Raw genomic sequence first — 22,307 nt, 5'->3', positions numbered from 1 at the left:
TAAAATTGCGGCTTTTCTGTCTTTTTTGCATAAAAAAAGACAGAAGAACCCCTTAATTAGGATTCTCTGTCCTTGCACCTGAAAGTTACACCGCGACTACGTCAAACGGCTTTCCCCTTTGGTGGCTACGCTGTACTATGACACGTAACACTCTCCAGAGTTGCGTCGCGTACGAGTCCTTTTGCCTGAGAGATTCGTAAAACTTACTTGCTCCTTCGGCGGCGCTACTTCGCGCTCTCTCCCCGTACATTCATCCGCCCAAGAGCGTACTCTTGGTCATATAAAATCACTCATTTGAGTTTATCCTACCGTGAAACAATGGAAAAGGCAATCTTTTTTTAGTAAACCTAGCAAAAAGCGAATATTTTTAAATTAAAATGTTTTATTGTGCGCCTTTTAAGCGACGAACTTGAAAGGCAACGTAATCTAAAATTTGGCGTACTGAGCGATTTTCTGTTAATACACGTATATGAGCAGCTTGACGGTAAAATGGCCTTCTGTATTGATACAGCTCATGTAGTTGCTCCTTAGTTGAGCTTTGTACAATTGGTCGATTTTTATCATTACGCACACGCTTATAAATATCTTCAAAAGCCGCGTCTAAAAAGAACACAAGCCCTGTTTGACGCATGATTTTACGATTCTCGGTATTCATCGCAACACCACCGCCCGTCGAAATAATACAAGCCTCATCACGAAACTCACGTAAAAAATCCGTTTCAATTTTACGGAAGTGAGCCTCACCATAACGCTCAAATATTTCTGGGATTGTCATCCCTTGTCGTCTTACAATTTCCTGATCCATGTCGTAATAAGGCAATTTTAAATAAAAGCTTAATCTGCGCCCAATTAAACTTTTACCACACCCCATAAAGCCAACTAAATATATTTTTTGCATGCCTTCACCTTCTTTATAACTACGATTGTACACGTTACATTGAAATTTGTCTCAATAAATTTATCGTAGCACGAACGTTAGTTTTTTCCAACATTTCGTACGTGGACATTTGCGTAGTATAGAGCGCGGCATAAACGACAATGGCTGTACTAATTAAAAACAATAGCGTCAATGCTACAAGTAAAATAGCCCCTCGCTCATTTTGCAACATACCATGACCGCTCCTTTGTTAAGCCACTCAAAAAGGTAACTTGGATTGTAATCATTTGACCATCATAACTATAATAACTATCCTGTACGCGCATAAGTGTTGGCTCATGCCCTTTATTGTCCACCTGCTTGCGAATGACCTGCCCGCTCGTTTCGAAGGTAACAGTATTAAAATCCATTTCTAATTGAATACCGCGGTGATCATAAGCCGTATGCACTTCCACAACATCATATAAATAGGTTTCAAAATACTGCACGAATAGCTCCCACTCTGTTTCCTCTTTAGCATAGGCGCTATGTGTAAATTGATATAAATAATGCATACAAAATGCTAGCACACCAGCAAACACCGTAAATACTACAAGTTGCGCCATTGCCTCAATAAATGTATAACCACGCTCATTTAACTGACGCATCGCTCATGCGGCCTTCTATCCGTATAGCGTACACAAATCCGCTGCCCTTCTAAGCGCCAGTGATAGCTAATGCCATCAATAATGTGTGTCCCTGTTGTAGCTATACCGTGCTGTTTTACCGCTTCTAACATCGTCGCTGAGGCGTGCAACGCATGCTTGCGCTCTTGTTGTATGTCATACATTTTATAATGAAGCGGAATAAATAATGTGGCTAGCATAAAGAGTACAAAAACACCCATCAACGACTCCAACATCGAAAATCCCTGTTCCTTTACATTGATATGCCATGCCTCCCTTTTCCTAAATGAAATGTAATTTCATAATTCTTTTTATTTTTACGTGCAAAACTATGCTTTAAAATTCTACTAATGGAACCTTTATCGGTAAATTCGATATAGGCAAATTGTTGGGTAACAATATAGGATACGGTTTTTGGGTAAGGTACTACTTTAATTACCTCTCCCTGCACACTAATTTCATAACCATTATCTCCGTAAAAATTAACACGCACACGCCCCGCCTCTGCTAATGCATAACTTTGCGCAAAATAAATATCTGCATGCAGTTGTTCAAAGAAATTTTTTTCTTCATGCTCTGCCATTTGGTAAAGGATAATGCGCGCTGCAAATAACGTTACTATTGCTACAATCAATAATACTAATAGCATTTCAACTAAGGTAAAGCCACGCTCATTGATTCACTTTCACCTGCCCGTCCTCAATTTTGATAGCAGTCTTTTTATCAGGACAAAGCTTATGAGATTCACTAATGTATTTCTTCTCTACTAGATTATCTACTGTAGGATAATCCATATGATCAATACGATAGGCCTCAACTTGCGTTTGCACCATCGCAACATGTGCCTCGCACCCCTTTTTATCAATCATGCCAAAGTGCTGGGCAATATTAGGTAGCATCACTAAAATTAAAATACTAATGCTTATAAAAGCTACATCTAATGTCTCTAACAATGTAATCTATCTCACGTGATTACGAATGATAGTTATAGATAGCTAATCTAATTTAACAAAGAACATTCCAAACCATGTAAAAAAGTACATCCCCTAACTTAAGAAATAAGTAGGAAGATGTACTTTTTACGTTAATTATTTTAACCAGAAAACTGAAATTATTAATTCAATCACGAGCTGTAAGTCATGTTCTATGGATAGAAAGCAAAGAGTTTGTTACTTTTTCATAATGTTCTCCCAAATCATATGATCTTAACACAGTTTGTTCAAAGTGAATTCTGTCTTCATCTCTAAACTCATCTTCCAAAGGAAGTATATCTCTTTGCAACAGTGGAGAAAAAGCATCTTTAATTTTTTTCTTTTGCTCTAATGATAGAAGATCTGGATTAAGCATAAATTGTAAACAGATAATAAAGTTGTTTAATTTCGTTCTTACTAATGTAATAGCCACCTATTACTAAATTTGATAGCTACCTTTAAATTTGTTTAATAATAAGATATTCACATTGGTTAAACTGTTCAAATAAAATAATAAAGTCATTTAAATTACATGTACTCATGTATAATTATTAATAAATTTCAGTAATTTCTTCATTTGAAATACTAAAAGTATTAAAATCACCCTTGAATCCACACCGCATTAACACATCCATGTATATTTGATGATTCCATTTATCAAAATCATTAAAATACCATGTGATTTTTCAGTATCAATCCGTTTACAAATTGCTTTTAAATATATCATGTCTACTTCGCTAAATGAGAACCCAAAGGAATATATTTCACTGATATTCGAATATGTTAAAATTTCAAAAAAATAGATTTTATTTTTTAAAGCTTCTTCAGTTTTCTTTCGTAATTGTTCATGAATTTCAACTAGACCATTCTCCGATCCAATATAATTCTCCATATAATAGTCCGTTTTATCATCAGTATTCCCATGACCAAAATAAATCTGCTCATTCTGTTTACCATGGATATAACAGATTCTGTTTTTTGATATCTTATAAATTTTTTCTAATGTATCTGTGTAATTGAACGTTAAAAATAAATCTTGTTCATCTATTAATTTTAAGAAATCCATCTTTGCTTTTGCACAATTAATATCTATTGTATTAATCCAATCTGAAAATAGTTGTTGGATTGTTAATGTAGGGATTACAAGATTTGATGCAATATCTTCATTATTATATGATGTTTTCCATAAATCTAAGTCTCCATCTTCGTCTAAAACTTCAGAATAATAATCAAAGGCTTCATCAAAATTTAGATTAGCTAAAGAAGCTTCAATATTACTCCATTTTTCAGTATTAGATTCAGCTTCACTGATTAAGAAAAATAACATAGATAGAATTTCCGTCTCATCATATGTAATCTCTCCGTCTGGCATGTGTGTCGATTCTGGAATAACTAAACTATCCATTTCAATTTCCGTGTCTGAAATTAAATGTTTTCGAAAATCATCATATGATGTTTTTAAGCCATGAGCTATATCAAAACCATTCCCAACAATAAATAGTTTGTTCAAATTTGCTATCTCCAATCTATACTTTTATAAAGATTTACTACAAATACTAAAACCACAAAGCTTTCTGATTATCTTTAAAACATACCATACATTACTATACTAGCATCATACTTCAAATATAAAATTTGGTTTTACTTCTTCCCATAATTCGATACCTAATATTCCACAAAATAAATATTGTATATCAAACCAAGTAAAATTCGGATATGCTGCCGTTCTTTTATTATCCAATCTTCCTAAGTATATTTGTTTAACTGATTGTTCTACTTCTTCAAAAAATTCCATCGAAATATCATTTTTATCAGAAATTAAAATAATATTATCAAACTTACTAGAGGGGACTAAGACATAATTTCTTTCTAATGTATATTGACAAAGAATATTTTTGAAATCTGCAAGGTAATTCCCTTCTGTTTGGGATACATAAATATCAAACTCTCCTAAAGGTGTATCAGCGCCTAGTTGCTCATAATCCAATATATTCTTCTTTTGCGCATCGTTATAGATCCTATCATTTGAATTTATAATAAAGTGAAACGGTATTTTGAATCCTTGTCTCTCTAGCCCAACCTGTGCTATACAGCCATACAAAAAAGTTCCCATATCAAACTTCTTTTGGTGATGTTGCGGGTACATTTGATATACTTCTTTTAATGCTTTATTAAAAAATTCAAAATCAATCAATACTAATGTATCTGCCTCATATTTCCCTTCAAATTTATTCGAATTACTTTCTATTTCCTTCTTTCTCTTTTCCCTTTTTTCTATGAATTTTTCCCACGACTCTTTATAACTTTCAAAACATGCCTCTAAATAATTACATATGTAATATTGTAATTCTTTTATCATAAATTCTGGTTCGTACGGCTTATTCAACATTTGCTCTAGCAACTTTCCGTTATGAACTATGTTGGTTCTAATCCCAATTTCTATCCCTTGTTCATCTTTTAATCCTGTTAAAAACTTAAAACGTTCAGACAACTCATGATAAGTTTTCTTATTATCAACGGAAAATGCTATGACATGACCTTTTAACTTTTGCATTTTCTCAAACTCAAAGGGATTTGTGAGATATTCTATCAAACTTAAAGCTTGTACATACTTATTAGTATAACTACTAGCTTCTACTATATTCGCGTACAGCTGTAATGCATGCTTAGTAATATTTCCAACTTCTCCACAATTCCTATCTAAAATAACAATATGTTTATCTAATATTTCTTTAATCTCTTTTAATTCTACAATTAAACTTTTCCCAATAAATTCTTTATTAACTTTATATTTTTCTTTTAAAAAATCTGACATACCTAAATGTGGGTAATATATTAGTACTCCGCTATAAATGTTATTAATATATCCCGCTTTTTGAGTCAAAACCGATGTTTTATCTAAATTACAGTAAATATACTTAAATATATTTAATATTTCCTCTGCCTTACTTAAATTAGAATTTAATACTTGGTTCTTTTGTTCCACTGTAAAATTGCCAAAAGGCTGTTCCTTATGAATTGATACAGGAAATACTATAAGAGCCGAATTAAAAAAATCTTCTTTTACCTCTGCAAAATTAAAATCTACCTTTATTTCAAAAAGTTCTTCCGTATTAACTGTACCAATTGGATAAATAGTAATATCCCCTATTTGATATTTATTTGAAATATTAAATTTACCAACTGGTATTATAACTAAACTCTTTTCATCATTATAGTCCTTTTTTATAGAATACAATTTATCTAAATTCGTCAACTTTAATTCCCTCTCCTTTCAATTTTTTATAATATTATTTAAATCTATCGTTGTAGAAATTAAAAAAAGCTTTCCTTGCCATTTGTCTAAGTTGTCTTAAATTGTGCTCTTTTTTAAAATCAATAGTTGAACTTAGTTCATCTAATTCTTCTTTATTTAGGGAAATATCAGCTTTTAAACTATATTCTTCAAATATTCTTTTCTTTGTTTAATATTTAAATATGAACATTCAATTATTAAATTAAATCTAGATCTAAGCTTCGGAGGAACTTTTTCCGAAAATTCAATCCTTTTAAAATTCGAAGTGAAGACAACAACATATCCATTTAGATTATGGATATTACCAAGTACATCATCAAATCTTCCTTCTTCTAAAAGTTGTAGAAAAAAATTATGAATGGCTCCATCAGCTTTCTCAAATTCATCTATAATTAATAATCCCGCATTACTATTATTAATTTTTCTTACTAAATCACTTTCTTCTTTGCTACCAATATAACCAGGTGGACTTCCTATGAGATTTTTGCTTCAGTCCAACCGGTTTGACGTTTTGACAAATACAATCATCTCCTTTTAGATTGAGTTTAATTGACGCTTAAATATGGTCTGATTCTTTTAAAGAAATCTCGTAAGTTACCAATATACTCAGGATGTTTTTCTCGGGTAAACTTAGCTATTGCAGAAGTTAATAAACTCCTAGTTGCAACAAAATTATATTCATCTAAGTTACAATTAAACGTAGCTTTAACTGGTTTAATTGTAAGATTTCCTCCTGATTTTTTAATGCTATTTAGTGCCATGTACATATGAGCTCCTGTTGATAAAAGACCATATAAATTTGACACTAAAGTTTCAGGTTCATTTTCTTCCGCTAAATATTTAGCTAACTGGTTAATACTTCTAGGTCCACCATCTAAAGAATACCATTTCGGAATAAACCCTCTCCTATCTTGATTTTGCAACTCATTAAATTTGATTAATACTTCTTGTAATTCTTCTAATTCTAGCTCTTTTTGGTGGTAACTTAATCCTCTACCAAGAAACCTTCTTTCTTGTTCACTAAAAATTTCTTGGTTTACAGCATTAATTTGTAGCTTATGATATCCAATCTTATATGCCTTGGATCGATCATCCATTTTTGCCGGATTTTTAAGTATATATTCCAATGCCAAAGTTGCTTCAATAAGAGCTCGATAATTTAGTTCGGCTGGACCAGCAAGGCCATTAGCTGCTGATACTCTAACGCCTTCACTTAGTTCAATAATTTTTCGATATAAAGCTGTAATTACTATTGTAGATACATCATCTAGACTTTTCGTTACTTTAAATGCTTCTAATTGTTTAGAAGCAAACTCGATAGATCCTTTTAAAAGATCATACGGTTTCATTAGTATTCCAACTCCCATTTCATAATAAAAACTCCCATTTCATAATAAAAACTCCCATTTCATAATAAAAACTCCCGTTCGCTTATTTTAATTATAAGCGAACGGGTGAAAATTATTCGAACATTTAAACAACTACTTTATATTTTAAATGATTTTATTATTTTTTAAACAACTTTATTATTCGAACACATAAATGATTTTTCAAAAGTACTTTTATTTAAGTCCAGCGCTCCTAACCCTCTACCAAAACCACTAGCTTCTATGCCAAGAAAACAACGGATGAAACTTTTTTAAAACTTTCTCTGCTTCATACGATGTTAAACTTAGTACTATAAAGAGCTATTCCTTTTTGGAGTGGCTCTTTTTCTATTATAAAGGAGGTTGTTGAACGAATGATTATCAGACGGCAAGTTACACAAACAGATGAGATACAAATTAAAACCATGCATTTGGACAACTTGTTGCAACTTGTTAAGAAACACAATAACAATCCAACAGAAGCTACTTATTTATTTGAAGCGCAGTCTACGCAAGCATATAACATCTGGATTAGAGTACATTTCACTACAAATAACCAAGAAGAAAAATGTGAGGAAGTACGTGTCATTGATGAAGAGCCAGAAAAAGTTGAAGTTAATCTGCCTTTCAATGTAAACGAGTTATTGGGATTAGATATGGAGTCAAAGATAATAAAAGAGGAACAACAAAGAACACAATCAGGTGGCCATATAGAGCTCGCTGTAGTAATCTATCACAATGCTGAATTATATCTCTTACAGGATACTAAACAAAACTACACAAGCGAATTAGAGCCTTTCATACGAGCGTTACAACGTAAATCATGCATTGACGAAAAGAAGCTTCAGGAACATAAATTAAATTATAGTAAACACCTTCCTATAACAATCGACTTGAACCAAAACTTCTATTCTTTACAGACCGTTCGGTACACGTTAAAGGAGATTTTCGATCATCGCGCGCAGCTAACCATGTACGCAATGACGAGCAGAAATGACCACTCTTTAGCCTTAACTGTTGAAGGTCAACAGCTTATTTATCAGAGCAATCACCAAAATAGCTCACCTACTATCTTCTTAGAAGCTCTACAACAATTTATGACAGAAGATTTTGCTACGTTCCAACAATGCTTTAGATTACAAGACTAATATTATTTCCCCTACAAAGCTAATAATACAGCATGTAGGGGATTTTTTAAGAAGGGATAATATTATGCAGCATAAACCGACAGGCTATCTCTCGCGAAAAAAGAGAAACAATATAACTTATATTTACCTGAGAAGATCTTATCGTGAAAACGGTAAAATCAAACATCAGTACATCTATGCATTTGGCAAAATGCCTATAGCACTTGATAACTTGTATGCTATCACAAACAATGAGCAACCTTTTCCACTTGAATTAGAACAAGCAGGCTTTGATATTTCAAATGTGATGGATTGGATTATGACGCTTGAAACTCAAATCACGCCTTATGGACGAGTATTTCCGTTATAACATACACACGTCATACATTAAACATACTGAGAAGGGCTATGACATACACAAGACATACAGATAACATACACAAGTATGTTGAAATCGCATTTTCGACATACATTAAACATACAACTTACGATATAACATACAATACGTCATACATTTCGACATACAAAATAGTATAAAACATACAAACAACATACATTTCGATATACAACGTTAATTTATAACACACACAAAACATACAACAAACTATTTTGTATGAATTAACTATTGATTATTTCATACAAAAGAAATACAATGTATGTAATAAAATAAAAGGAGCTAATTATAATGACTAAAACTGCATTCGCATTTGATTTAGGTAACGGCTATGTTAAAGCTATGAATAGCAAACGGGAGGTAATTGCCCCTAGCATGATTGCACGTGAAAGTGCTGTAGGCTCAAGCAGTATCTTCAATATTTTGAAACACAGTAGCAATAAAGGCTATGAGGTGTTTGAAAGCCAACTAGATGACACTACCAAATATGTTTGGGGAGAAGGTATCATGGAAGCCGTAGCACCTGAATCCTTGATTGCTACGTACACCCATAACGACCGCTATACACAAAAACGTTTTAAATTACTTTGCACGTTTATTTTGGCGGAACTAGCAAGTGATTTTACAGATGAGGAATTACTCGATGTCGTAGTGGTTACAGGTCTACCATCACAAGAGATTGGTACAGAGGATGAACGCAAATTCAAAGAGTTTCTTCAGCAAAAGCATGTGGTAACACGTAATGGCGAACAACGCATGATTAACGTAACCGATGTACGCATTGTCGAACAGCCGTTAGGCACGCTCTTAAAGCTATATATGAACAATAAGGGTCAATTCCATGAGGAGCTGCTAACAAGCACCTTAACCCTTTTAGATTTTGGTGCTGGTACCACAATCATGGACACCTTTAAAAACTTTAAACGTCTTCCTGAGAAGTCCGAAACGTTTTATGAAGGCATGAATGACTTACACCGTACCATCGCAAAAGAGTTGGAAAAGCAGCATAACATTAAAGGGCTAGATCCCGCCTACGTAGATGAAGGGTTCCGCCGTGGTGATTGTATCGCTGAAGTTTCTGATCGAAAAAAATATGCTTTTGAAGGGATTGCTAAACGAGTGATTGAAGATTTCGTTGATAAATGTTTAGCTGAGGTAGATCGTACACTTACAAACCGAGATAGCGTAGATAAATTTATCATTACAGGCGGCGGCGTAAACATTGTGAAAGATTATTTTCTAGAAGCCTTTAAAGAAGCCAATATTACCGTCATTCAAGACTCACAACGTGCAAACCTTGAAGGCTTCTATAAACTTGCCAGTCTACTATCACAATAATAATGAACATTAGGGGTTCCCCCTGGTGTTATTGTATAAAGGAGCGATTAAGATGAAAACTGAAGATGAACACATTCGTAAAGGCTTTATGTATAACATAACTGAGGATGAAGACATTCATTATTGGTTAAACGGTTTACCTGCACGAAAGCACTCAGAGTACATCCGTAAAGCCATTCGACACTTTATGCATAGTGAACAGCAGCATTCGGTACAAGTGGTTCATAAAAATAATGACGAGTACCTTGTGTCACGAAAAGAAATAGAAGTCATTCAGCAGCGTTTAAATGCGATTGAAGCACAACTTGCAAAGCAATCTGCGTCTTTAGGAGCTACTACAGCTGAAAATACACAAAATAAAGAAAACCGTTATATTAGTGCACCAGACATTCTACAAAATTTAGGGAGATGATGATATGATGAGGGTAATTGAAGGAGGATTTACAATGAGCCATATTCGAAAAGGATTTATGTATAATTCAGAAGACGATAAAGACATTCATGATTGGTTAATGAGTTTACCAGAACGCCATCAATCTAAACATATTCGCACAGCTATTCGCTTCTATTTAGAACACCAAGGCGAGATTAAAAATACGAAAGAACAAGAGTTTTTAGATAAGCTGTATGATATTGAACAAAAAATCGAACAACTAAAAGAAGAGTATAGTAACGATCCTGTATTAAGCAACTACGAATATGAACAAAAAGATGAATAAAAAAATAAGCCCTGTCCTCTTACAATTACCGTAGAGAACAGGGCTTTTCTTATGAAATCCATTAAAAATATTTAACTTAACTCTATTACTACTCCTTTTGTTTACTTTACATTAATCTGTATTTCTTTCTGCTCTAACCAGGTATCTCTTATCGATAAATCAAGGTTGCACACTCCTTTCTAAACGCAAAAAAAGCGTCTATCCCTAAATGAATAGAAGCGAGATGGATTAAGAAAAATCTGCTTCCCAATCCTTATTTTTAGGTAAACCCTTTATATGTTTAGCACTTGTAGGTTCGTAACGAATATAGGCTAAATCAGCTTGTGAAAAATCAATCACATTTAATGATGTGTCGATAAATGAACCACCTGTCAAATCACTGTCTGTAAAACTGACTTGTTCTAACTCACTATTCTCAAAGGTCGCACCTGCTAGCTTTCCCCTGTCAAACTTACAATCTTTAATGACCGTATAATCAAATGCTGACTGTTCTAAATCCGCAGCTGTAAAGTTGCTATTTGTGATATAGCTATCTTCAAAGTTGGAAAGTCTTAAATTTGCGCTTGTAAAATCTATATGTTCAAGTGTCCGATTACTTAAATCAATACCTGCTAAGTTTTTCTCCCTAAAATTCGCTTGTTGTTCCTCTTTGCCATCACTTGCTAGCCATTGTTCATGACGCTGCAACATCTCGTCTACCTCTTTTTGAGGTAATGGCAACGTAATATTACAGTCATTTAGTGCTTGTAAAGCGTCTTCATTCTGCTTTAGTGTAGTTAGAAACAATCGAACTCTGGCAGGGTTGTCATAGACATCTTGTAGCAGCGTATCAATCATTGTTACTGTTTCTTTTACTGACAGCTGTTGCTCACGTGCTTGCGTATTGATTGCTTCTTGCAGTTCCTCATAATCCACCACTTCCTCTACATCACTTAAGCGGCTCGCCATCGCATTCTCAATATGTTCCACTAATTCTTCTGGTTGATATCCTAATGCAACTAAATGCTGTTGCACTTGGCGCTCCACTAACACTTGTACTTCAGGTGGCAAAGTATTGATGTAACGATGTTGATTTTGAGCTACGTTAAATTTCGCTTCATTCGCTTTTTGGATATACGCTTGCACTTCTTCTTTCGAAAAAATATCCCAATCATCCCATTCTCCTTGGTTAACTAAGCGTCCTTCTACAGCGTAATACCCTTCATTTTCAATATCTTTGAATACTCTTACCTCTTCTTCTGTCGTGCCAAAATAAAATGCCTTACTATCTTCTTGCTGAAATGAAAATGACTTCTGCGGCCAGCCTTGCTTTAGGACTTCGAATGCATCTCTTTGCGTAAATTTCATATTAATGTCTCCTTCCTAAAAAAATAAAAGAGCCAGTCGTAAATCGACTAGCCCTTGATGTTTCATAGTGTTAATTCCTGCTGTTTTTTTACCTGTCGTTCACGCACATTGGCTGTGGCCACCATGTCAGCAGCTTCATCGTAATACACCGTGTCCCAATCCATCCAATCTTCTTGCCCATGTTCACGACCTTCCACATTAAAAAAGCCTTGCGCTTCATAATCTTTAACAACCTTTGCTTCTTGCTCATCTGATTTGAAGTAATAAGCATGGTTATCTTCCATTTCAAAATTAAAATTCTTGCCCCATCCCTCATGCATAATAATCGTTGCTGTACGTTGATTTAATTCCATTCATCCGATCTCCTGTTCAAATTGTTTCATTTTATTTTTAAATTGTTGTTGTTCCATAAGTGCTTTATAGTCCTCATGTTTACATTCAAATTGGTGAGTTGCCGCTAGTGAGTAGACGCCTTCTTTGCCTACAATGTAATGATCCAACAGCTCCTTATCAAACAACTGACAAACCTGCTGTAAATTTTCCGTTACTGCAATGTCTTCTGGGCTTGGCTGGGTGTGGCCACTTGGGTGATTATGAAATACTGCGATGCCGTGAGCACCTTTAATTAACATTTCGCGTGCAATTATTTTGCTATCGACAACTGCACTATTGGTACCACCTTTAAACATTTCTTGTACGTCGATAATTTGTTCATGCTCGTCATACATAATGACGCCCAGCACTTCACGCTTATGATGCTGGTAGCCAAATTTCAGTAGCTCCTGTAACTCTTTATTATCATTAAGGATATTTAACCCTTGCGCTTCAGCATTGATGTAATAAGGCGCAAATTCCGTAAATCCATCTAATTCATATAGATTGCCATAGAAAGTAGTGGATTCCATCTGCATATTTGAATGTGAATTGAGCTGAAATGTTTCATTCCCACGTGTAGATGTTAGATAGTTCATATCCACCAAAAAGGTATCTAATACATCAAAGTTTGCTTGCTCTATCATGCCTTGTGTTCGTGCCTTATCCCACTCATGTAAATTATTATCAACAAATATCATTGCTGAGTTAGCACCTGCCACAATTCCTTCACGCAGTGCTTGTTGCGTTTCTTTTGTGTATTCAGGATTAAACTTCACCATATGAATAGGCTGATTTTTAGTGTTTAAAAACATCACAAGTGCTTGCCCATCTTCTAATGGGTCCATATTGGTATAATAATCTCCTGCATCACGGGGGCTTCGAATAGGAGGCGTTTTAGCTAATAAATCCGTACTGCGGGTATACGTGATAAAATCATTTAATGCTTTTACAGATGTGTCATTTCCCTTTACCATTTCGTATAATTCTTCCTTTGACGTACAGCCAAAAGTTTCGTATAAGTTCTTCATATATTCCCTCCTCTAGTCATAAAAAAAGAGCCAATCCTGGGATTAGCTCGTTAATTCGTTTCATCTTGTCTTGCTTGATATGCTAAAAATGCTTGTAACTCTTGTACTTTAGCGTCTTCAGGATTGTCTGCAATGTATTGCTGCAACTCCGCGTGACTGGTAACACCAAAGTACGCTAGTAACTTATTCTCTTCCATTTCATCACCTCCTTAAAATGTAGGTTCTACTCGTTGTAGCGTATTAGGCTGCATAAATAATCGGTCTACTGTCAGTTGAATATGACTCATATTTTCTGCATACCTTACCGCATCTATTTTTACGTCTGCCTGCTCTAGCATCGTTAATGCATCTTCATGTAACTGATTCATAAAGTTATCGACTTCTTCTTTAGCCTGCGGCATCTCAGTATAAGAGTTGTAAAAGGTTGCACTAATTAGCTGTTCATCGTGATGTAACATTAGGGCATTTGTTTGAGTTGTAAACGAAAAATTCATGATGTCTCTCCTTATAAACGAACTGAAATATCAATAGCTTTCTTTTGTACAAAGTACATTAAAACCATACCTAATCCTGTATAACCACCAATAATCGTCATACTGGCTGCCTGATGTTTCAAAAAGGCTGTCCAAAGATCCGGTGTCATTACGGCCATAATTACTGTTGTCGCAAATACCATGCCCATTAAGACAAGAATATTTGTTTTAAGCCCTTTTTTACGGCGATACAATTCATCACGTTTTTGCATTTCTGCCACCATACGTTTCTGAATCACATCGAATAACTCTTTGGCATCACCACCACGGTCATAACGAATCGCTAGGTTTTGATGGAATTGATTCAGCGCTGGGAAATTATATTTTTCAAAGTGTGTGGCATCGAGTACCGTATCTTTACGCATAATTTCAATTGTTTTCTCTAAATCTTTACGTACATCTTCATTAACGGACTGTACAGACGTTTCTAATGAGCGCAGCACACCGTCACCTGAACGTAGCGAGAACGTAACGTTATTGACGTACTTTAATAAGTTATTTAAATTATCTTGATACCTTTTTAACTTACGATTTTGCAAAGAGAATACCAAAAATAAATAGAGTCCTGTTACAACACTAAAGCCTAAACTCAGTTGTGTATCTCGTAATAGTAAATTGAAATAATAAAAACTTGCACCAAATAAGATTGCCGCTAGAATGACCAGCTCAAGTGGTGAATATAAAGAAAAGACCTCTTGTATAGAGATCTTTTGTTGCTTCACTTTTTTTGGCTTTTCTAGCTTTAATTCTTCGTTTTTTGGCGATGCTTTTGGCGTACCTTTTACTTTTTTAGTTCTTTTCCACATGGTGTAATGAGCCTCCTTCTTTTTTAAAGACATCTGGCAGTAAATGATACAACTTGCTATCTTCTACACGCTTTAATAAGCGTTGCGGCAACACATTTGTTACTTCGTTTACTTGGTATTGATCCGTTGCCTGGTTATAATGATTGGCACGATTATATAAATATGTGCCTTGTAGTCCTTCAGAAGCAAAGCTTTCAAACGCAACTATCTCTTTAATACCTCGAACTACACCCTTACCTTCAATTTCTAGTAATTCAAGCTGTAACCCAATCGGTAAGAACTCTACAATTTCGCTACCAATTAACGTATCACTCATTTGAGAATAGGCATCTGATTTGCGAATCATCGACATCAAGCGTGAAGGTATATTCATTGCGCCTGTCGCATGTAGTGTAGTAATAATCGAGTGATTGGTTTTCGCCGCATCTAACATATCCGCTGCTTCAGCGCCACGTGTCTCAGAAACAATCAACCAATCAGGGAAGTTACGTAAACCTGCCTTTACAAGATCTTGGATTGTCACTTTGTGTTCACGTTCAGATGCCGTTAACGTTTGATAACTCTTAATCGTTTTTTGCGGGTAAAGCTTTTTAATATGACTATCACGTGTATCTTCAATCAAGACAATTTGTTCATCATCATGCATATAACCAACGAGTAGCTTTTGTAGTTCCGTTTTCCCTGTACCTGTCGCACCGCTAATAATGATATTAACGCCTGATTGTACAAGTATGCCTAGAAGTTGAGCCACATCATTACGAATTTGTTCATTATCACTAATCAAGGAATCTGCAATATTTGTCACTGCTAGACGAGGACGTGAGACACGCAGCGAAAATGTCATACCTTCTGGACTGGCGGCTGCATGTACAGCATTGACACGTAAAAAACCAATCTCAGTATCTAAGATTGGTCGATTAACCGTAAACTCCATATTTTGCATATCTGCAATTTGTTTAAAAATATTTTCTACCTGGGCTAAAGGCGGGCGCTCTTTCACAGGTACGGTGCCTTTTTTGTTATGCTTCAGTAATAACTTCACCCCGTCAAAGTTAATATCCGTAACATGTTCATCTGCTAAATAAGGGGCTAAAAAACTATTATCTAGAAGCGCCTTAACGCGTGCTTCCTTTTCTTCTACTGTAATGGTAAACATTATTCTTCCTCCTTAGAATGCATTCATAATTGGTGCAAAGAACTCTACAAGCATTACACCAACAAAAGCTAAAATAAATAAAATAGATAAGAAGATAGGCAAATAACCTAAATACTCCATATCATTCATTTTCTTTGTAATCATTTCACTTTGTGCATTTTTCTCAAGTTCTTGCGCGAAATTACCCAATTCTTGTAGCGACTCTTTCTTACGACCAAACTCACTAAACTGATAAATCGTATCCATAATCATATTTGCCTCGCTAGTACCTACATACTCTGCAAAAGCCATATAATGTTCACGCTTATTATCTAGCCATACATTTTCGATTAACTGTTGTAACGCTGAGCGTAACGGCTCTTTCGTATAAGGTAGCGCCGCCACAAGCGTTTGATAAACGTTACCTGTAGAAGGAATAAGCGCGATGAAACTTCCTAAGAACTCTGGGAAAGCATACATATTGAGTTTATCTGCTGCAGCTTTCTTCACTAACACATCGTAGTACGGAAATTTATAGCCAATAATAAAGCCAATTGGAATGGCTAATAAATAAGAAAAGCTTTGCATCACCCACCACAACATAGCACCTATTAGTAAACCACCGATGCCATATAATAAGCGTGTTTTCGCAAAGCTTTTACTATCTTTCTGAAAGTACGCTAAGTTATATGCGCGGCTTTCTTCTTTCAATAATTCAAAAAACATACCTTCACTCCTTCACTTCGTACGTCAGTTCTAGATTGTACTGATAGTATTTGTCAAATGTACGCGTGTCCATTCCTGTCTTGCGCACGGTGCCTTGATAGCGCCATTCACGCATATCTGTATCTGGTTGTTTCACTACACCTTGGTAGCGATAGACACGTGTGTCAACAGAGGGTTTATTAACTGTGCCTTGGTAACGATAAACACGGGTATCTTTAGCTGGGCTTTGTTCTTTATAAGAATAATGTAGCCGAAATGACACATCACAACGTTCTTCCGTCTCTTTTGGTGGGCTTTCCCATCCTGTATAATAAAAAGATTCAACTTGTTTCCCCACAAAATTGCTAATTGTTGAGTGAGATTCGTTCAATATTTCATTTTTATACTGACTGAAACTCTTATACATTGAACAGTGTTTGCCAGAAGTAGTTAGCATCCATGAGTTAACAACTTTAGAGTCACTTTTAGTAACTACTTGTGCAGGAGTGTAACTCCCACTATATAAATAACTTGTCAATGTTCCTTGGTAGCCTTGACTGTCACTGTAATTAGAAGAAGTCTGTCCTGTTACATATTTCGATCCACCAGGTTTTAATTCGCCACTGTAAAGATATGCTGCAAGATCGCCTTCATACCCTTCTGCATCACGATAAAATCTTCCGTATTGTGCGGTAACAAATTTCTCTCTCCCTTGCATCAAGTAGCCACTTGCGACGTATTTATTTAGCACACCTTCAAAGCCAGCTTTGTCTTTATAAACTTGGCTAGTTTGATTCGTGACGTACTTGGATTCTCCTTCAACGTACTCACCGCCTGTTTGGATTTGACGGCTCGTTGCACCACCTGTCATTTTTACTGTTACTTGATTACCATTAATACGTAGGATTTCCGCATTCCCTGTATCAGAACTAATGCGTTTGACTTTACCTAAATCGTCAACAGTAAACGTTTGTGTTTGATTAGCACTTTTTAATTCATCTGAAGTTAAAATAATTGTTTTTGTTTCGCTTCTCCCAGTGTTGCCACTATCCTCACCTGGAGTGATGGGCTTGCCTCCACCTGTTGATGTCTTTTCATCACGTTTGGTTACTAAAGCTGTATTGGTACTTTTTAAAACACGCTCTTTAAACACACTTTTGAAAGTGTAACGATAAGCAAGATTAATTGTACTGCCATAAGGTACAGTGCCTGTAACTGTAGTGCCTTGTTGGTCTGTTAACTTTACCTCATAGCCTTTGGTTTCAAGGCGCGCTTTCACTTCCTTACTCTTACTTGTAAGCCCTGCTTCTTCTTGTACTAGTTCTGTAAACTCCTTTGTATTCTTTGTGAAAGCATTTTGATTAAGTGAATCAATACCAAATTGCAAAATGCCTGGGAAAAGAATAGCTACAAAGAAAATCATAAGCAGCATGGCCGATTTAATTTCTGACAATAGATTCCCTCCTTAATCTTCTTTTACAGTTAATCCATGTAGCGCTAAACGCTTTTCAGATGTCGCCTTGCGCTCACCGTCTTTCCAATACTCAGCACGGAATTGAATACTGCGAACTTTTGAATCATCCGTTGTAATCTTGCCAGCCGCATCTAAAAACACATAGTCCACATTCACGTCAAAACCATGCGCCTTTTGCGAAGTAGCAATATGAGCTAATGCACTTGTTACGAGTTCATCTTTATCAAAATGTGGCTGTTTTCCACGCTCATCAAATTCACTCCGTACAGTGCCTGTGCCTAGGACTTCATGTAATGCTTCCACCTCTGCGGTACTTCTTGTCGCTGTATTCTGCACCAAACCGCGGTACGATACAAAAAACACGAACACCATTACCAAGAGAATGGGTACTAACCAACGAAATGTTGTTGACAATTACTTGTCCTCCTTTCCATATAAAAAAGCGAACACGTGTTAACATGTTCGCTTTATCCCTGCTATTTCAATTGGTAAAGCTACTTACTCCCAAGCCCTGGTGTAACCGTACCGTTTGTTTCAAATACATCATCAACCATCGTTTCGAAACCTTCACCTGTTTTGTTTAGTGTTGGTTTAACGTATTTATCACCAAACGTTACCCAAGCTGCGAATAATAATAACACCGCAATAATTAATGTTAATGCCCCTTTATGACTATCCAATCACGTCACCCCCCTTTCTGTTATTTTTTCTACATCTTTATCTTAACGCGCATAGACATCATACGAGGTTCGCACATTGTACATAAAAAGTACGCGAAAAGTACACGTCTTAAAAATAAAAAAGAACCCGTAATTTTACGTGTTCACTCAAAGCCCAATATCTCCTACAATAGCCTTTACTTTATCTATAAAGTCGCGGTCAGAGATTCGGATGTTATGCACTTTTGGTTGGTTTTTACGTTCTTCTTGCAACGCATGGAACTTAGCTAAATCTTCATATTTGATATATACATTTTTCGAAGCACCTGCTGGAACAGGGACGCGTGAATCTTTTTGTTCAATATAAAATGCATCATCTGCACCCGAGCCAAATAAGTAATGTTGGAAGTAAAATGAAGTAGGGTACTCAAACGTCATATCATTCAGCCCTACATGTTCTAACACATTATAGTTTTCATACAAATGCATTGGCTTTAATGGTGATTCAGGATTAATTGGGATGTAATAGCGTTGTAATTTAGCAAAGTCTTTTTCTACGTTTGGGTACATATTATCGTCAATGTACTTTGTCTTGAACGTGTTTTGGTATTCACTTTCAAGCTTTGCTTCACCAGCAGAAAGTAACGCGCTTGCTGTTGGTCGCTTACCTGTACCTAAAATTTCTTTTTTAGCAGGATCAGCATATGGTACACCTACAATAAAGCCTGTAAATTTACTAATAAAGAAAGCATCTGTTACATAGTCCCACTCAAATACACGCTGCTTGCCATCCATCTTTTTATCCTTCAAGATATGTTGCTGCACAGGAAACGCATAATCTGCATAGGTCCATTTCGTTTTATTCGCATACTCTCGCTTTAGACTATCATCAATATCTACAGGGAATGTGTAACCATTTGTTAGCTCATGACGCAATGGTTGAAAATCACTCTTTTCATGCTCTTTAGAAGGTAACTCAACTTCATACGTTAATACCCCTGATGTGGCTGGCAAAGTAGATTGCGAAATTAAATTGTACGAAGATTTTTGTTCATTACCTTCAGCACGCTTTACTCGCTCGTGATACACACTACTACGCTTTTTAGGATTATAAATATCCTTACGGCCAACAATATACTTACCTTCAGCAATACCTTCTAAATTTGGCGCTTGGACCGTATCTTTTTGTTTACTGTCAATTTTAATTTTATCTTTCAATGTAAACGTCTTACCCTTTGACCAGTCAGGTACATACCAACACTCACGATCATCGCCTTGTCCTGAGCAAACTAATTTTTTGTGATTGGTATAGTCATAGGAAAACTCGTACTCAAGGTGTGTTCCTTTTACATCTAAGCCAGGCGCTTGTAACTTAATTTCTTTACCATCACCATTCTTTGTCACAGTCTGCCCGTTAAATTTGACTGTGTGCTTCGATGTTCTTACTTCGTAATGCTTACCTGCTTTCGTAAAATTACTATAGATGTGGACATTACTATCCTTGCTACGGTCATCACGGCGTAACTCCCAATAAGCTTCACCCTTAGCAGCCCCTTTTGATAGGTTTGGTACTTCTGCTGTAGCAGGTACTAACACAAACCCCTCCATAACGATGTCATTATCGTTATACCAATAGGCACGTGCACCTGTTTGGCAATCGCCGCCAGATGAAGGTCGTCCACCATCGCCAGGGCCATTCTTTGTATTTTCATTGTAAATACTCCAATACGTACCTGTACCGTGTAGCTCTCCTTTTGCTTCTGCAAAATCAATGCCATATTCCTTCTCTAAATGCCCATATTTTTCTTTTAATTGCTTTGTATATTCCGCATTAGGCAGTTTCACAATATCATGCTTATTATCTGTATGATAACGAGGATCATCAATTAGCCACTTAGACTCTGGATAATCAGTGCCCCAAAAACCACGTATACATGTATGAGTTTCTGCCGCCCAACCAGTATGAGTAGTAGGCTTTTGGAGAATTAAATTTTCAGCCTCCTCAACATTTTTAGGACGTTTAGGTTTATCCAACATAATAATTCCTGCTTGTTTGTTGCGCTCAATATCAGCAGGAGATAACACACCTCCGCCACCTAACTTCGGCTGAAATTTTTGATGGATTGGCACCTCAATATACTCTATCTTTTCCTCCGCATAACCATTGGCAGGTAACATACTTAAACTAATTAAAATAAAGCTGCACAAAAGTAACAATTTATAACGCAAAATTTTCTCTCCCTTCTAGAAAAAAGACCTCTCCCAAAGGGAAAGGTCTTTCATTATTCATACAAATTCAACAATTACTTTTCTTTGGTAATCATAATACATTCCAAATCTATGGTCAGGATGAATATAAAATTCACCAGATTCAATAGTTTTAGTAATTAGTGCAACATATTCTTCATAAGTAAGATTAACACCTCGTGCATTAAGACCACTTAACATAGCCTTTAATTTCTCACTCATTCCTAAACTTCTTTTATCATGAATGTTAATTGTACCTCGTCCATGGTTATTAATAGGAGATTTTTTATACACTTCTTCAACTGCTAGCTCCTCATATTCCTTCATTTTGTCTGCTGTCCATCCAGCAGGCGTTTGAATTTCTTGTCGGTTTGGAATGCCAGGAATTGTCGAGACATTACGCACAGGGTCTTGTTTCCAATCATCTGGTTCATAACCTACCTCACCTGGCTTCGGCTCATTTGGCTGCGGTATTGGCTCTGGTTGAGGTTCAGGTTTAGGCTCTGGCTTTACTTCAGGTTTTGGAATGGGCTTTGGTACAAAGTCAGGATCAATATTTAATAGACGATGTAAGAAGGTTGCATAATGTGCACGAGTGACTGCATCATTTGGTTTGTAATAGCCGTTAGAGCCAGTTGTAATACCGTTAGAATATAAAGCGCGTACATATTCGTTACCCCAATGCGTAGTTGCTACATCTGGGAAGTCATAGTCTGCTTTTACTTTTAAATCAAAAGCTAATGTTAAAATCTTTGCCATTTGTACACGTGTCAATGGCTTGTCGGGGTTGAATTTACCATCTGAGCCATCAATAATCCCCGCTCGTTGTACCTTTTGGATAGCTTCATAATAGGGGTGAGTGACAGGCACATCTGAAAACTCTTTTGCTTCACGTACAGGCTCAAGTGGTAAAGCACGCGCTAATAACTCTGCTACATGACTACGCTTAATTTCTTTAGCTGGTTGAAATGTGCCATCGGGATAACCATTAATGATGCCTGTATCACGCATCTCATGAATAATAGCAAAGCTTGGATGTGTTTTTGGCACATCTGTAAAGGTTGGCTGTGTTTCTGCTGCTTGGACCAATGGTGCTACTGCAACTGGTACGGCTAAACTGGCTGCTAAAGCTGCCATAAATACGGTTTTGTTCATTTTGTTCCCTCCTGAGTCATTTGTCTTATTACATATAGCTTAAAACACTTGTTCGTAATAATCAAGCTTATTTTATTATTTTTACATACA

At 35.9% G+C, this 22,307-nt stretch carries 29 protein-coding genes and 1 riboswitch; of the genes, 5 read left to right on the top strand and 24 right to left on the bottom strand.

Annotated elements, in window-relative coordinates:
• Positions 1 to 163: 163 nt before the first annotated feature.
• A riboswitch (glycine riboswitch) is annotated at positions 164 to 254 on the bottom strand.
• Between the two features lie 128 nt (positions 255 to 382).
• The 11 genes from CH76_RS02165 to CH76_RS02130 all read right to left on the bottom strand — a co-directional run bounded on the left by CH76_RS02165 (position 383) and on the right by CH76_RS02130 (position 7,157).
• Positions 383 to 898 (bottom strand): shikimate kinase, encoded by a 516-nt coding sequence (locus CH76_RS02165; protein WP_036142158.1) that lies wholly within the window; start codon positions 896 to 898, stop codon positions 383 to 385.
• Between the two features lie 34 nt (positions 899 to 932).
• A complete protein-coding gene (locus CH76_RS13985; RefSeq protein ID WP_200877319.1) occupies positions 933 to 1,109 on the bottom strand; it encodes a hypothetical protein in 177 nt (58 codons plus the stop codon).
• Entirely contained in the window at positions 1,096 to 1,524 is a 429-nt protein-coding gene (comGF, locus tag CH76_RS02160) for a competence type IV pilus minor pilin ComGF (RefSeq protein ID WP_036142156.1), read from the bottom strand. The genes CH76_RS13985 and comGF overlap by 14 nt, the downstream gene beginning before the upstream one ends.
• Positions 1,512 to 1,763 carry a hypothetical protein gene (locus CH76_RS02155; protein WP_036142148.1) on the bottom strand — a complete coding sequence of 84 codons (252 nt, stop codon included), beginning with the start codon at positions 1,761 to 1,763 and terminating at the stop codon, positions 1,512 to 1,514. The genes comGF and CH76_RS02155 overlap by 13 nt, the downstream gene beginning before the upstream one ends.
• A gap of 32 nt (positions 1,764 to 1,795) precedes the next feature.
• On the bottom strand, positions 1,796 to 2,221 hold the full coding sequence (gene comGD, locus CH76_RS02150; protein WP_152553276.1) for a competence type IV pilus minor pilin ComGD: 426 nt from the start codon (positions 2,219 to 2,221) through the stop codon (positions 1,796 to 1,798).
• Entirely contained in the window at positions 2,214 to 2,495 is a 282-nt protein-coding gene (locus CH76_RS02145; protein WP_235190336.1) for a competence type IV pilus major pilin ComGC, read from the bottom strand. The genes comGD and CH76_RS02145 overlap by 8 nt, the downstream gene beginning before the upstream one ends.
• 184 nt (positions 2,496 to 2,679) lie before the next feature.
• Positions 2,680 to 2,946 carry a hypothetical protein gene (locus CH76_RS13810; RefSeq protein ID WP_152553275.1) on the bottom strand — a complete coding sequence of 89 codons (267 nt, stop codon included), beginning with the start codon at positions 2,944 to 2,946 and terminating at the stop codon, positions 2,680 to 2,682.
• A 189-nt stretch (positions 2,947 to 3,135) separates the two neighbouring features.
• Complete coding sequence (locus CH76_RS02140) at positions 3,136 to 4,023, bottom strand: bacteriophage abortive infection AbiH family protein (RefSeq protein ID WP_235190335.1); 888 nt, start codon at positions 4,021 to 4,023, stop codon at positions 3,136 to 3,138.
• Between the two features lie 105 nt (positions 4,024 to 4,128).
• Complete coding sequence (locus CH76_RS02135) at positions 4,129 to 5,769, bottom strand: hypothetical protein (protein WP_036142141.1); 1,641 nt, start codon at positions 5,767 to 5,769, stop codon at positions 4,129 to 4,131.
• A 174-nt stretch (positions 5,770 to 5,943) separates the two neighbouring features.
• Positions 5,944 to 6,285 carry an AAA family ATPase gene (locus tag CH76_RS14250; RefSeq protein WP_081892597.1) on the bottom strand — a complete coding sequence of 114 codons (342 nt, stop codon included), beginning with the start codon at positions 6,283 to 6,285 and terminating at the stop codon, positions 5,944 to 5,946.
• A gap of 68 nt (positions 6,286 to 6,353) precedes the next feature.
• A complete protein-coding gene (locus tag CH76_RS02130) occupies positions 6,354 to 7,157 on the bottom strand; it encodes a DUF5677 domain-containing protein (RefSeq protein ID WP_152553274.1) in 804 nt (267 codons plus the stop codon).
• 392 nt (positions 7,158 to 7,549) lie between these two features.
• Between CH76_RS02130 and CH76_RS02125 the strand changes: the two genes are divergently transcribed.
• The 5 genes from CH76_RS02125 (at position 7,550) to CH76_RS02105 (ending at position 10,753) form a co-directional block, all read left to right on the top strand.
• Positions 7,550 to 8,323 carry a hypothetical protein gene (locus CH76_RS02125; RefSeq protein ID WP_036142136.1) on the top strand — a complete coding sequence of 258 codons (774 nt, stop codon included), beginning with the start codon at positions 7,550 to 7,552 and terminating at the stop codon, positions 8,321 to 8,323.
• Between the two features lie 64 nt (positions 8,324 to 8,387).
• A complete protein-coding gene (locus CH76_RS02120; protein WP_036142132.1) occupies positions 8,388 to 8,672 on the top strand; it encodes a hypothetical protein in 285 nt (94 codons plus the stop codon).
• Between the two features lie 315 nt (positions 8,673 to 8,987).
• Positions 8,988 to 10,034, top strand: a complete 1,047-nt coding sequence (locus tag CH76_RS02115) for a hypothetical protein (protein ID WP_036142130.1) — start codon at positions 8,988 to 8,990, stop codon at positions 10,032 to 10,034.
• Between the two features lie 52 nt (positions 10,035 to 10,086).
• Positions 10,087 to 10,446 carry a hypothetical protein gene (locus CH76_RS02110; protein WP_036142127.1) on the top strand — a complete coding sequence of 120 codons (360 nt, stop codon included), beginning with the start codon at positions 10,087 to 10,089 and terminating at the stop codon, positions 10,444 to 10,446.
• A gap of 34 nt (positions 10,447 to 10,480) precedes the next feature.
• The gene (locus CH76_RS02105) at positions 10,481 to 10,753 is read left to right on the top strand and encodes a hypothetical protein (RefSeq protein ID WP_036142124.1); all 273 of its coding nucleotides are present in this window, start codon (positions 10,481 to 10,483) and stop codon (positions 10,751 to 10,753) included.
• Between the two features lie 228 nt (positions 10,754 to 10,981).
• Here the strand turns inward: CH76_RS02105 and CH76_RS02100 are convergent, their stop codons facing one another.
• The 13 genes from CH76_RS02100 to CH76_RS13420 all read right to left on the bottom strand — a co-directional run bounded on the left by CH76_RS02100 (position 10,982) and on the right by CH76_RS13420 (position 22,217).
• The gene (locus CH76_RS02100; RefSeq protein ID WP_036142123.1) at positions 10,982 to 12,100 is read right to left on the bottom strand and encodes a pentapeptide repeat-containing protein; all 1,119 of its coding nucleotides are present in this window, start codon (positions 12,098 to 12,100) and stop codon (positions 10,982 to 10,984) included.
• Positions 12,101 to 12,162: 62 nt separating this feature from the next.
• A complete protein-coding gene (locus CH76_RS02095; protein ID WP_036142121.1) occupies positions 12,163 to 12,453 on the bottom strand; it encodes a hypothetical protein in 291 nt (96 codons plus the stop codon).
• Positions 12,454 to 13,503, bottom strand: a complete 1,050-nt coding sequence (locus tag CH76_RS02090; RefSeq protein ID WP_036142119.1) for a JAB domain-containing protein — start codon at positions 13,501 to 13,503, stop codon at positions 12,454 to 12,456.
• Positions 13,504 to 13,553: 50 nt separating this feature from the next.
• Positions 13,554 to 13,700 (bottom strand): hypothetical protein, encoded by a 147-nt coding sequence (locus CH76_RS13875; protein WP_161769851.1) that lies wholly within the window; start codon positions 13,698 to 13,700, stop codon positions 13,554 to 13,556.
• A 12-nt stretch (positions 13,701 to 13,712) separates the two neighbouring features.
• Positions 13,713 to 13,997, bottom strand: coding sequence for a hypothetical protein (locus CH76_RS02085; protein WP_036142117.1), 285 nt, complete (start codon positions 13,995 to 13,997; stop codon positions 13,713 to 13,715).
• A gap of 11 nt (positions 13,998 to 14,008) precedes the next feature.
• On the bottom strand, positions 14,009 to 14,842 hold the full coding sequence (locus CH76_RS02080; RefSeq protein ID WP_036142116.1) for a hypothetical protein: 834 nt from the start codon (positions 14,840 to 14,842) through the stop codon (positions 14,009 to 14,011).
• Positions 14,826 to 15,998, bottom strand: a complete 1,173-nt coding sequence (locus CH76_RS02075) for a CpaF/VirB11 family protein (RefSeq protein WP_036142115.1) — start codon at positions 15,996 to 15,998, stop codon at positions 14,826 to 14,828. Before CH76_RS02075 ends, CH76_RS02080 begins: the two co-directional genes overlap by 17 nt.
• A 12-nt stretch (positions 15,999 to 16,010) precedes the next feature.
• Positions 16,011 to 16,703, bottom strand: a complete 693-nt coding sequence (locus CH76_RS02070; RefSeq protein ID WP_036142114.1) for a hypothetical protein — start codon at positions 16,701 to 16,703, stop codon at positions 16,011 to 16,013.
• A gap of 4 nt (positions 16,704 to 16,707) precedes the next feature.
• Positions 16,708 to 18,135 (bottom strand): hypothetical protein, encoded by a 1,428-nt coding sequence (locus tag CH76_RS02065; protein WP_036142113.1) that lies wholly within the window; start codon positions 18,133 to 18,135, stop codon positions 16,708 to 16,710.
• Between the two features lie 12 nt (positions 18,136 to 18,147).
• Positions 18,148 to 18,570: a hypothetical protein gene (locus CH76_RS02060; RefSeq protein ID WP_036142111.1), complete on the bottom strand. Its 423-nt coding sequence runs from the start codon at positions 18,568 to 18,570 to the stop codon at positions 18,148 to 18,150.
• 80 nt (positions 18,571 to 18,650) lie between these two features.
• Positions 18,651 to 18,836: a hypothetical protein gene (locus tag CH76_RS02055; RefSeq protein WP_036142109.1), complete on the bottom strand. Its 186-nt coding sequence runs from the start codon at positions 18,834 to 18,836 to the stop codon at positions 18,651 to 18,653.
• Positions 18,837 to 18,983: 147 nt separating this feature from the next.
• Positions 18,984 to 21,044 carry a hypothetical protein gene (locus CH76_RS02050; protein WP_036142107.1) on the bottom strand — a complete coding sequence of 687 codons (2,061 nt, stop codon included), beginning with the start codon at positions 21,042 to 21,044 and terminating at the stop codon, positions 18,984 to 18,986.
• A gap of 57 nt (positions 21,045 to 21,101) precedes the next feature.
• Positions 21,102 to 22,217: an S-layer homology domain-containing protein gene (locus CH76_RS13420; RefSeq protein WP_051910142.1), complete on the bottom strand. Its 1,116-nt coding sequence runs from the start codon at positions 22,215 to 22,217 to the stop codon at positions 21,102 to 21,104.
• Positions 22,218 to 22,307 lie beyond the last annotated feature (90 nt).

The sequence above is a fragment of the Lysinibacillus sp. BF-4 genome (genome assembly GCF_000743635.1).
Lineage (GTDB): Bacteria > Bacillota > Bacilli > Bacillales_A > Planococcaceae > Metalysinibacillus > Metalysinibacillus saudimassiliensis.
The sequence above is the reverse complement of the archived record's forward strand: the minus strand, read 5'-3'. Positions and strand labels throughout refer to the sequence as shown.

Coding starts and splice junctions, on each gene's coding strand:
- CH76_RS13420 (WP_051910142.1), bottom strand. CDS start 22,217: ATGAACAAAACCGTATTTATGGCAGCTTTAGCAGCCAGTTTAGCCGTA.
- CH76_RS02165 (WP_036142158.1), bottom strand. CDS start 898: ATGCAAAAAATATATTTAGTTGGCTTTATGGGGTGTGGTAAAAGTTTA.
- CH76_RS02105 (WP_036142124.1), top strand. CDS start 10,481: ATGAGCCATATTCGAAAAGGATTTATGTATAATTCAGAAGACGATAAA.
- CH76_RS13985 (WP_200877319.1), bottom strand. CDS start 1,109: ATGTTGCAAAATGAGCGAGGGGCTATTTTACTTGTAGCATTGACGCTA.
- CH76_RS02095 (WP_036142121.1), bottom strand. CDS start 12,453: ATGGAATTAAATCAACGTACAGCAACGATTATTATGCATGAGGGATGG.
- CH76_RS02085 (WP_036142117.1), bottom strand. CDS start 13,997: ATGAATTTTTCGTTTACAACTCAAACAAATGCCCTAATGTTACATCAC.
- CH76_RS02100 (WP_036142123.1), bottom strand. CDS start 12,100: ATGAAATTTACGCAAAGAGATGCATTCGAAGTCCTAAAGCAAGGCTGG.
- CH76_RS02155 (WP_036142148.1), bottom strand. CDS start 1,763: ATGGGTGTTTTTGTACTCTTTATGCTAGCCACATTATTTATTCCGCTT.
- CH76_RS13875 (WP_161769851.1), bottom strand. CDS start 13,700: ATGGAAGAGAATAAGTTACTAGCGTACTTTGGTGTTACCAGTCACGCG.
- CH76_RS02115 (WP_036142130.1), top strand. CDS start 8,988: ATGACTAAAACTGCATTCGCATTTGATTTAGGTAACGGCTATGTTAAA.
- CH76_RS02075 (WP_036142115.1), bottom strand. CDS start 15,998: ATGTTTACCATTACAGTAGAAGAAAAGGAAGCACGCGTTAAGGCGCTT.
- CH76_RS02090 (WP_036142119.1), bottom strand. CDS start 13,503: ATGAAGAACTTATACGAAACTTTTGGCTGTACGTCAAAGGAAGAATTA.
- CH76_RS02110 (WP_036142127.1), top strand. CDS start 10,087: ATGAAAACTGAAGATGAACACATTCGTAAAGGCTTTATGTATAACATA.
- CH76_RS02080 (WP_036142116.1), bottom strand. CDS start 14,842: ATGTGGAAAAGAACTAAAAAAGTAAAAGGTACGCCAAAAGCATCGCCA.
- CH76_RS02125 (WP_036142136.1), top strand. CDS start 7,550: ATGATTATCAGACGGCAAGTTACACAAACAGATGAGATACAAATTAAA.
- CH76_RS02130 (WP_152553274.1), bottom strand. CDS start 7,157: ATGAAACCGTATGATCTTTTAAAAGGATCTATCGAGTTTGCTTCTAAA.
- comGF (WP_036142156.1), bottom strand. CDS start 1,524: ATGCGTCAGTTAAATGAGCGTGGTTATACATTTATTGAGGCAATGGCG.
- CH76_RS02070 (WP_036142114.1), bottom strand. CDS start 16,703: ATGTTTTTTGAATTATTGAAAGAAGAAAGCCGCGCATATAACTTAGCG.
- CH76_RS02120 (WP_036142132.1), top strand. CDS start 8,388: ATGCAGCATAAACCGACAGGCTATCTCTCGCGAAAAAAGAGAAACAAT.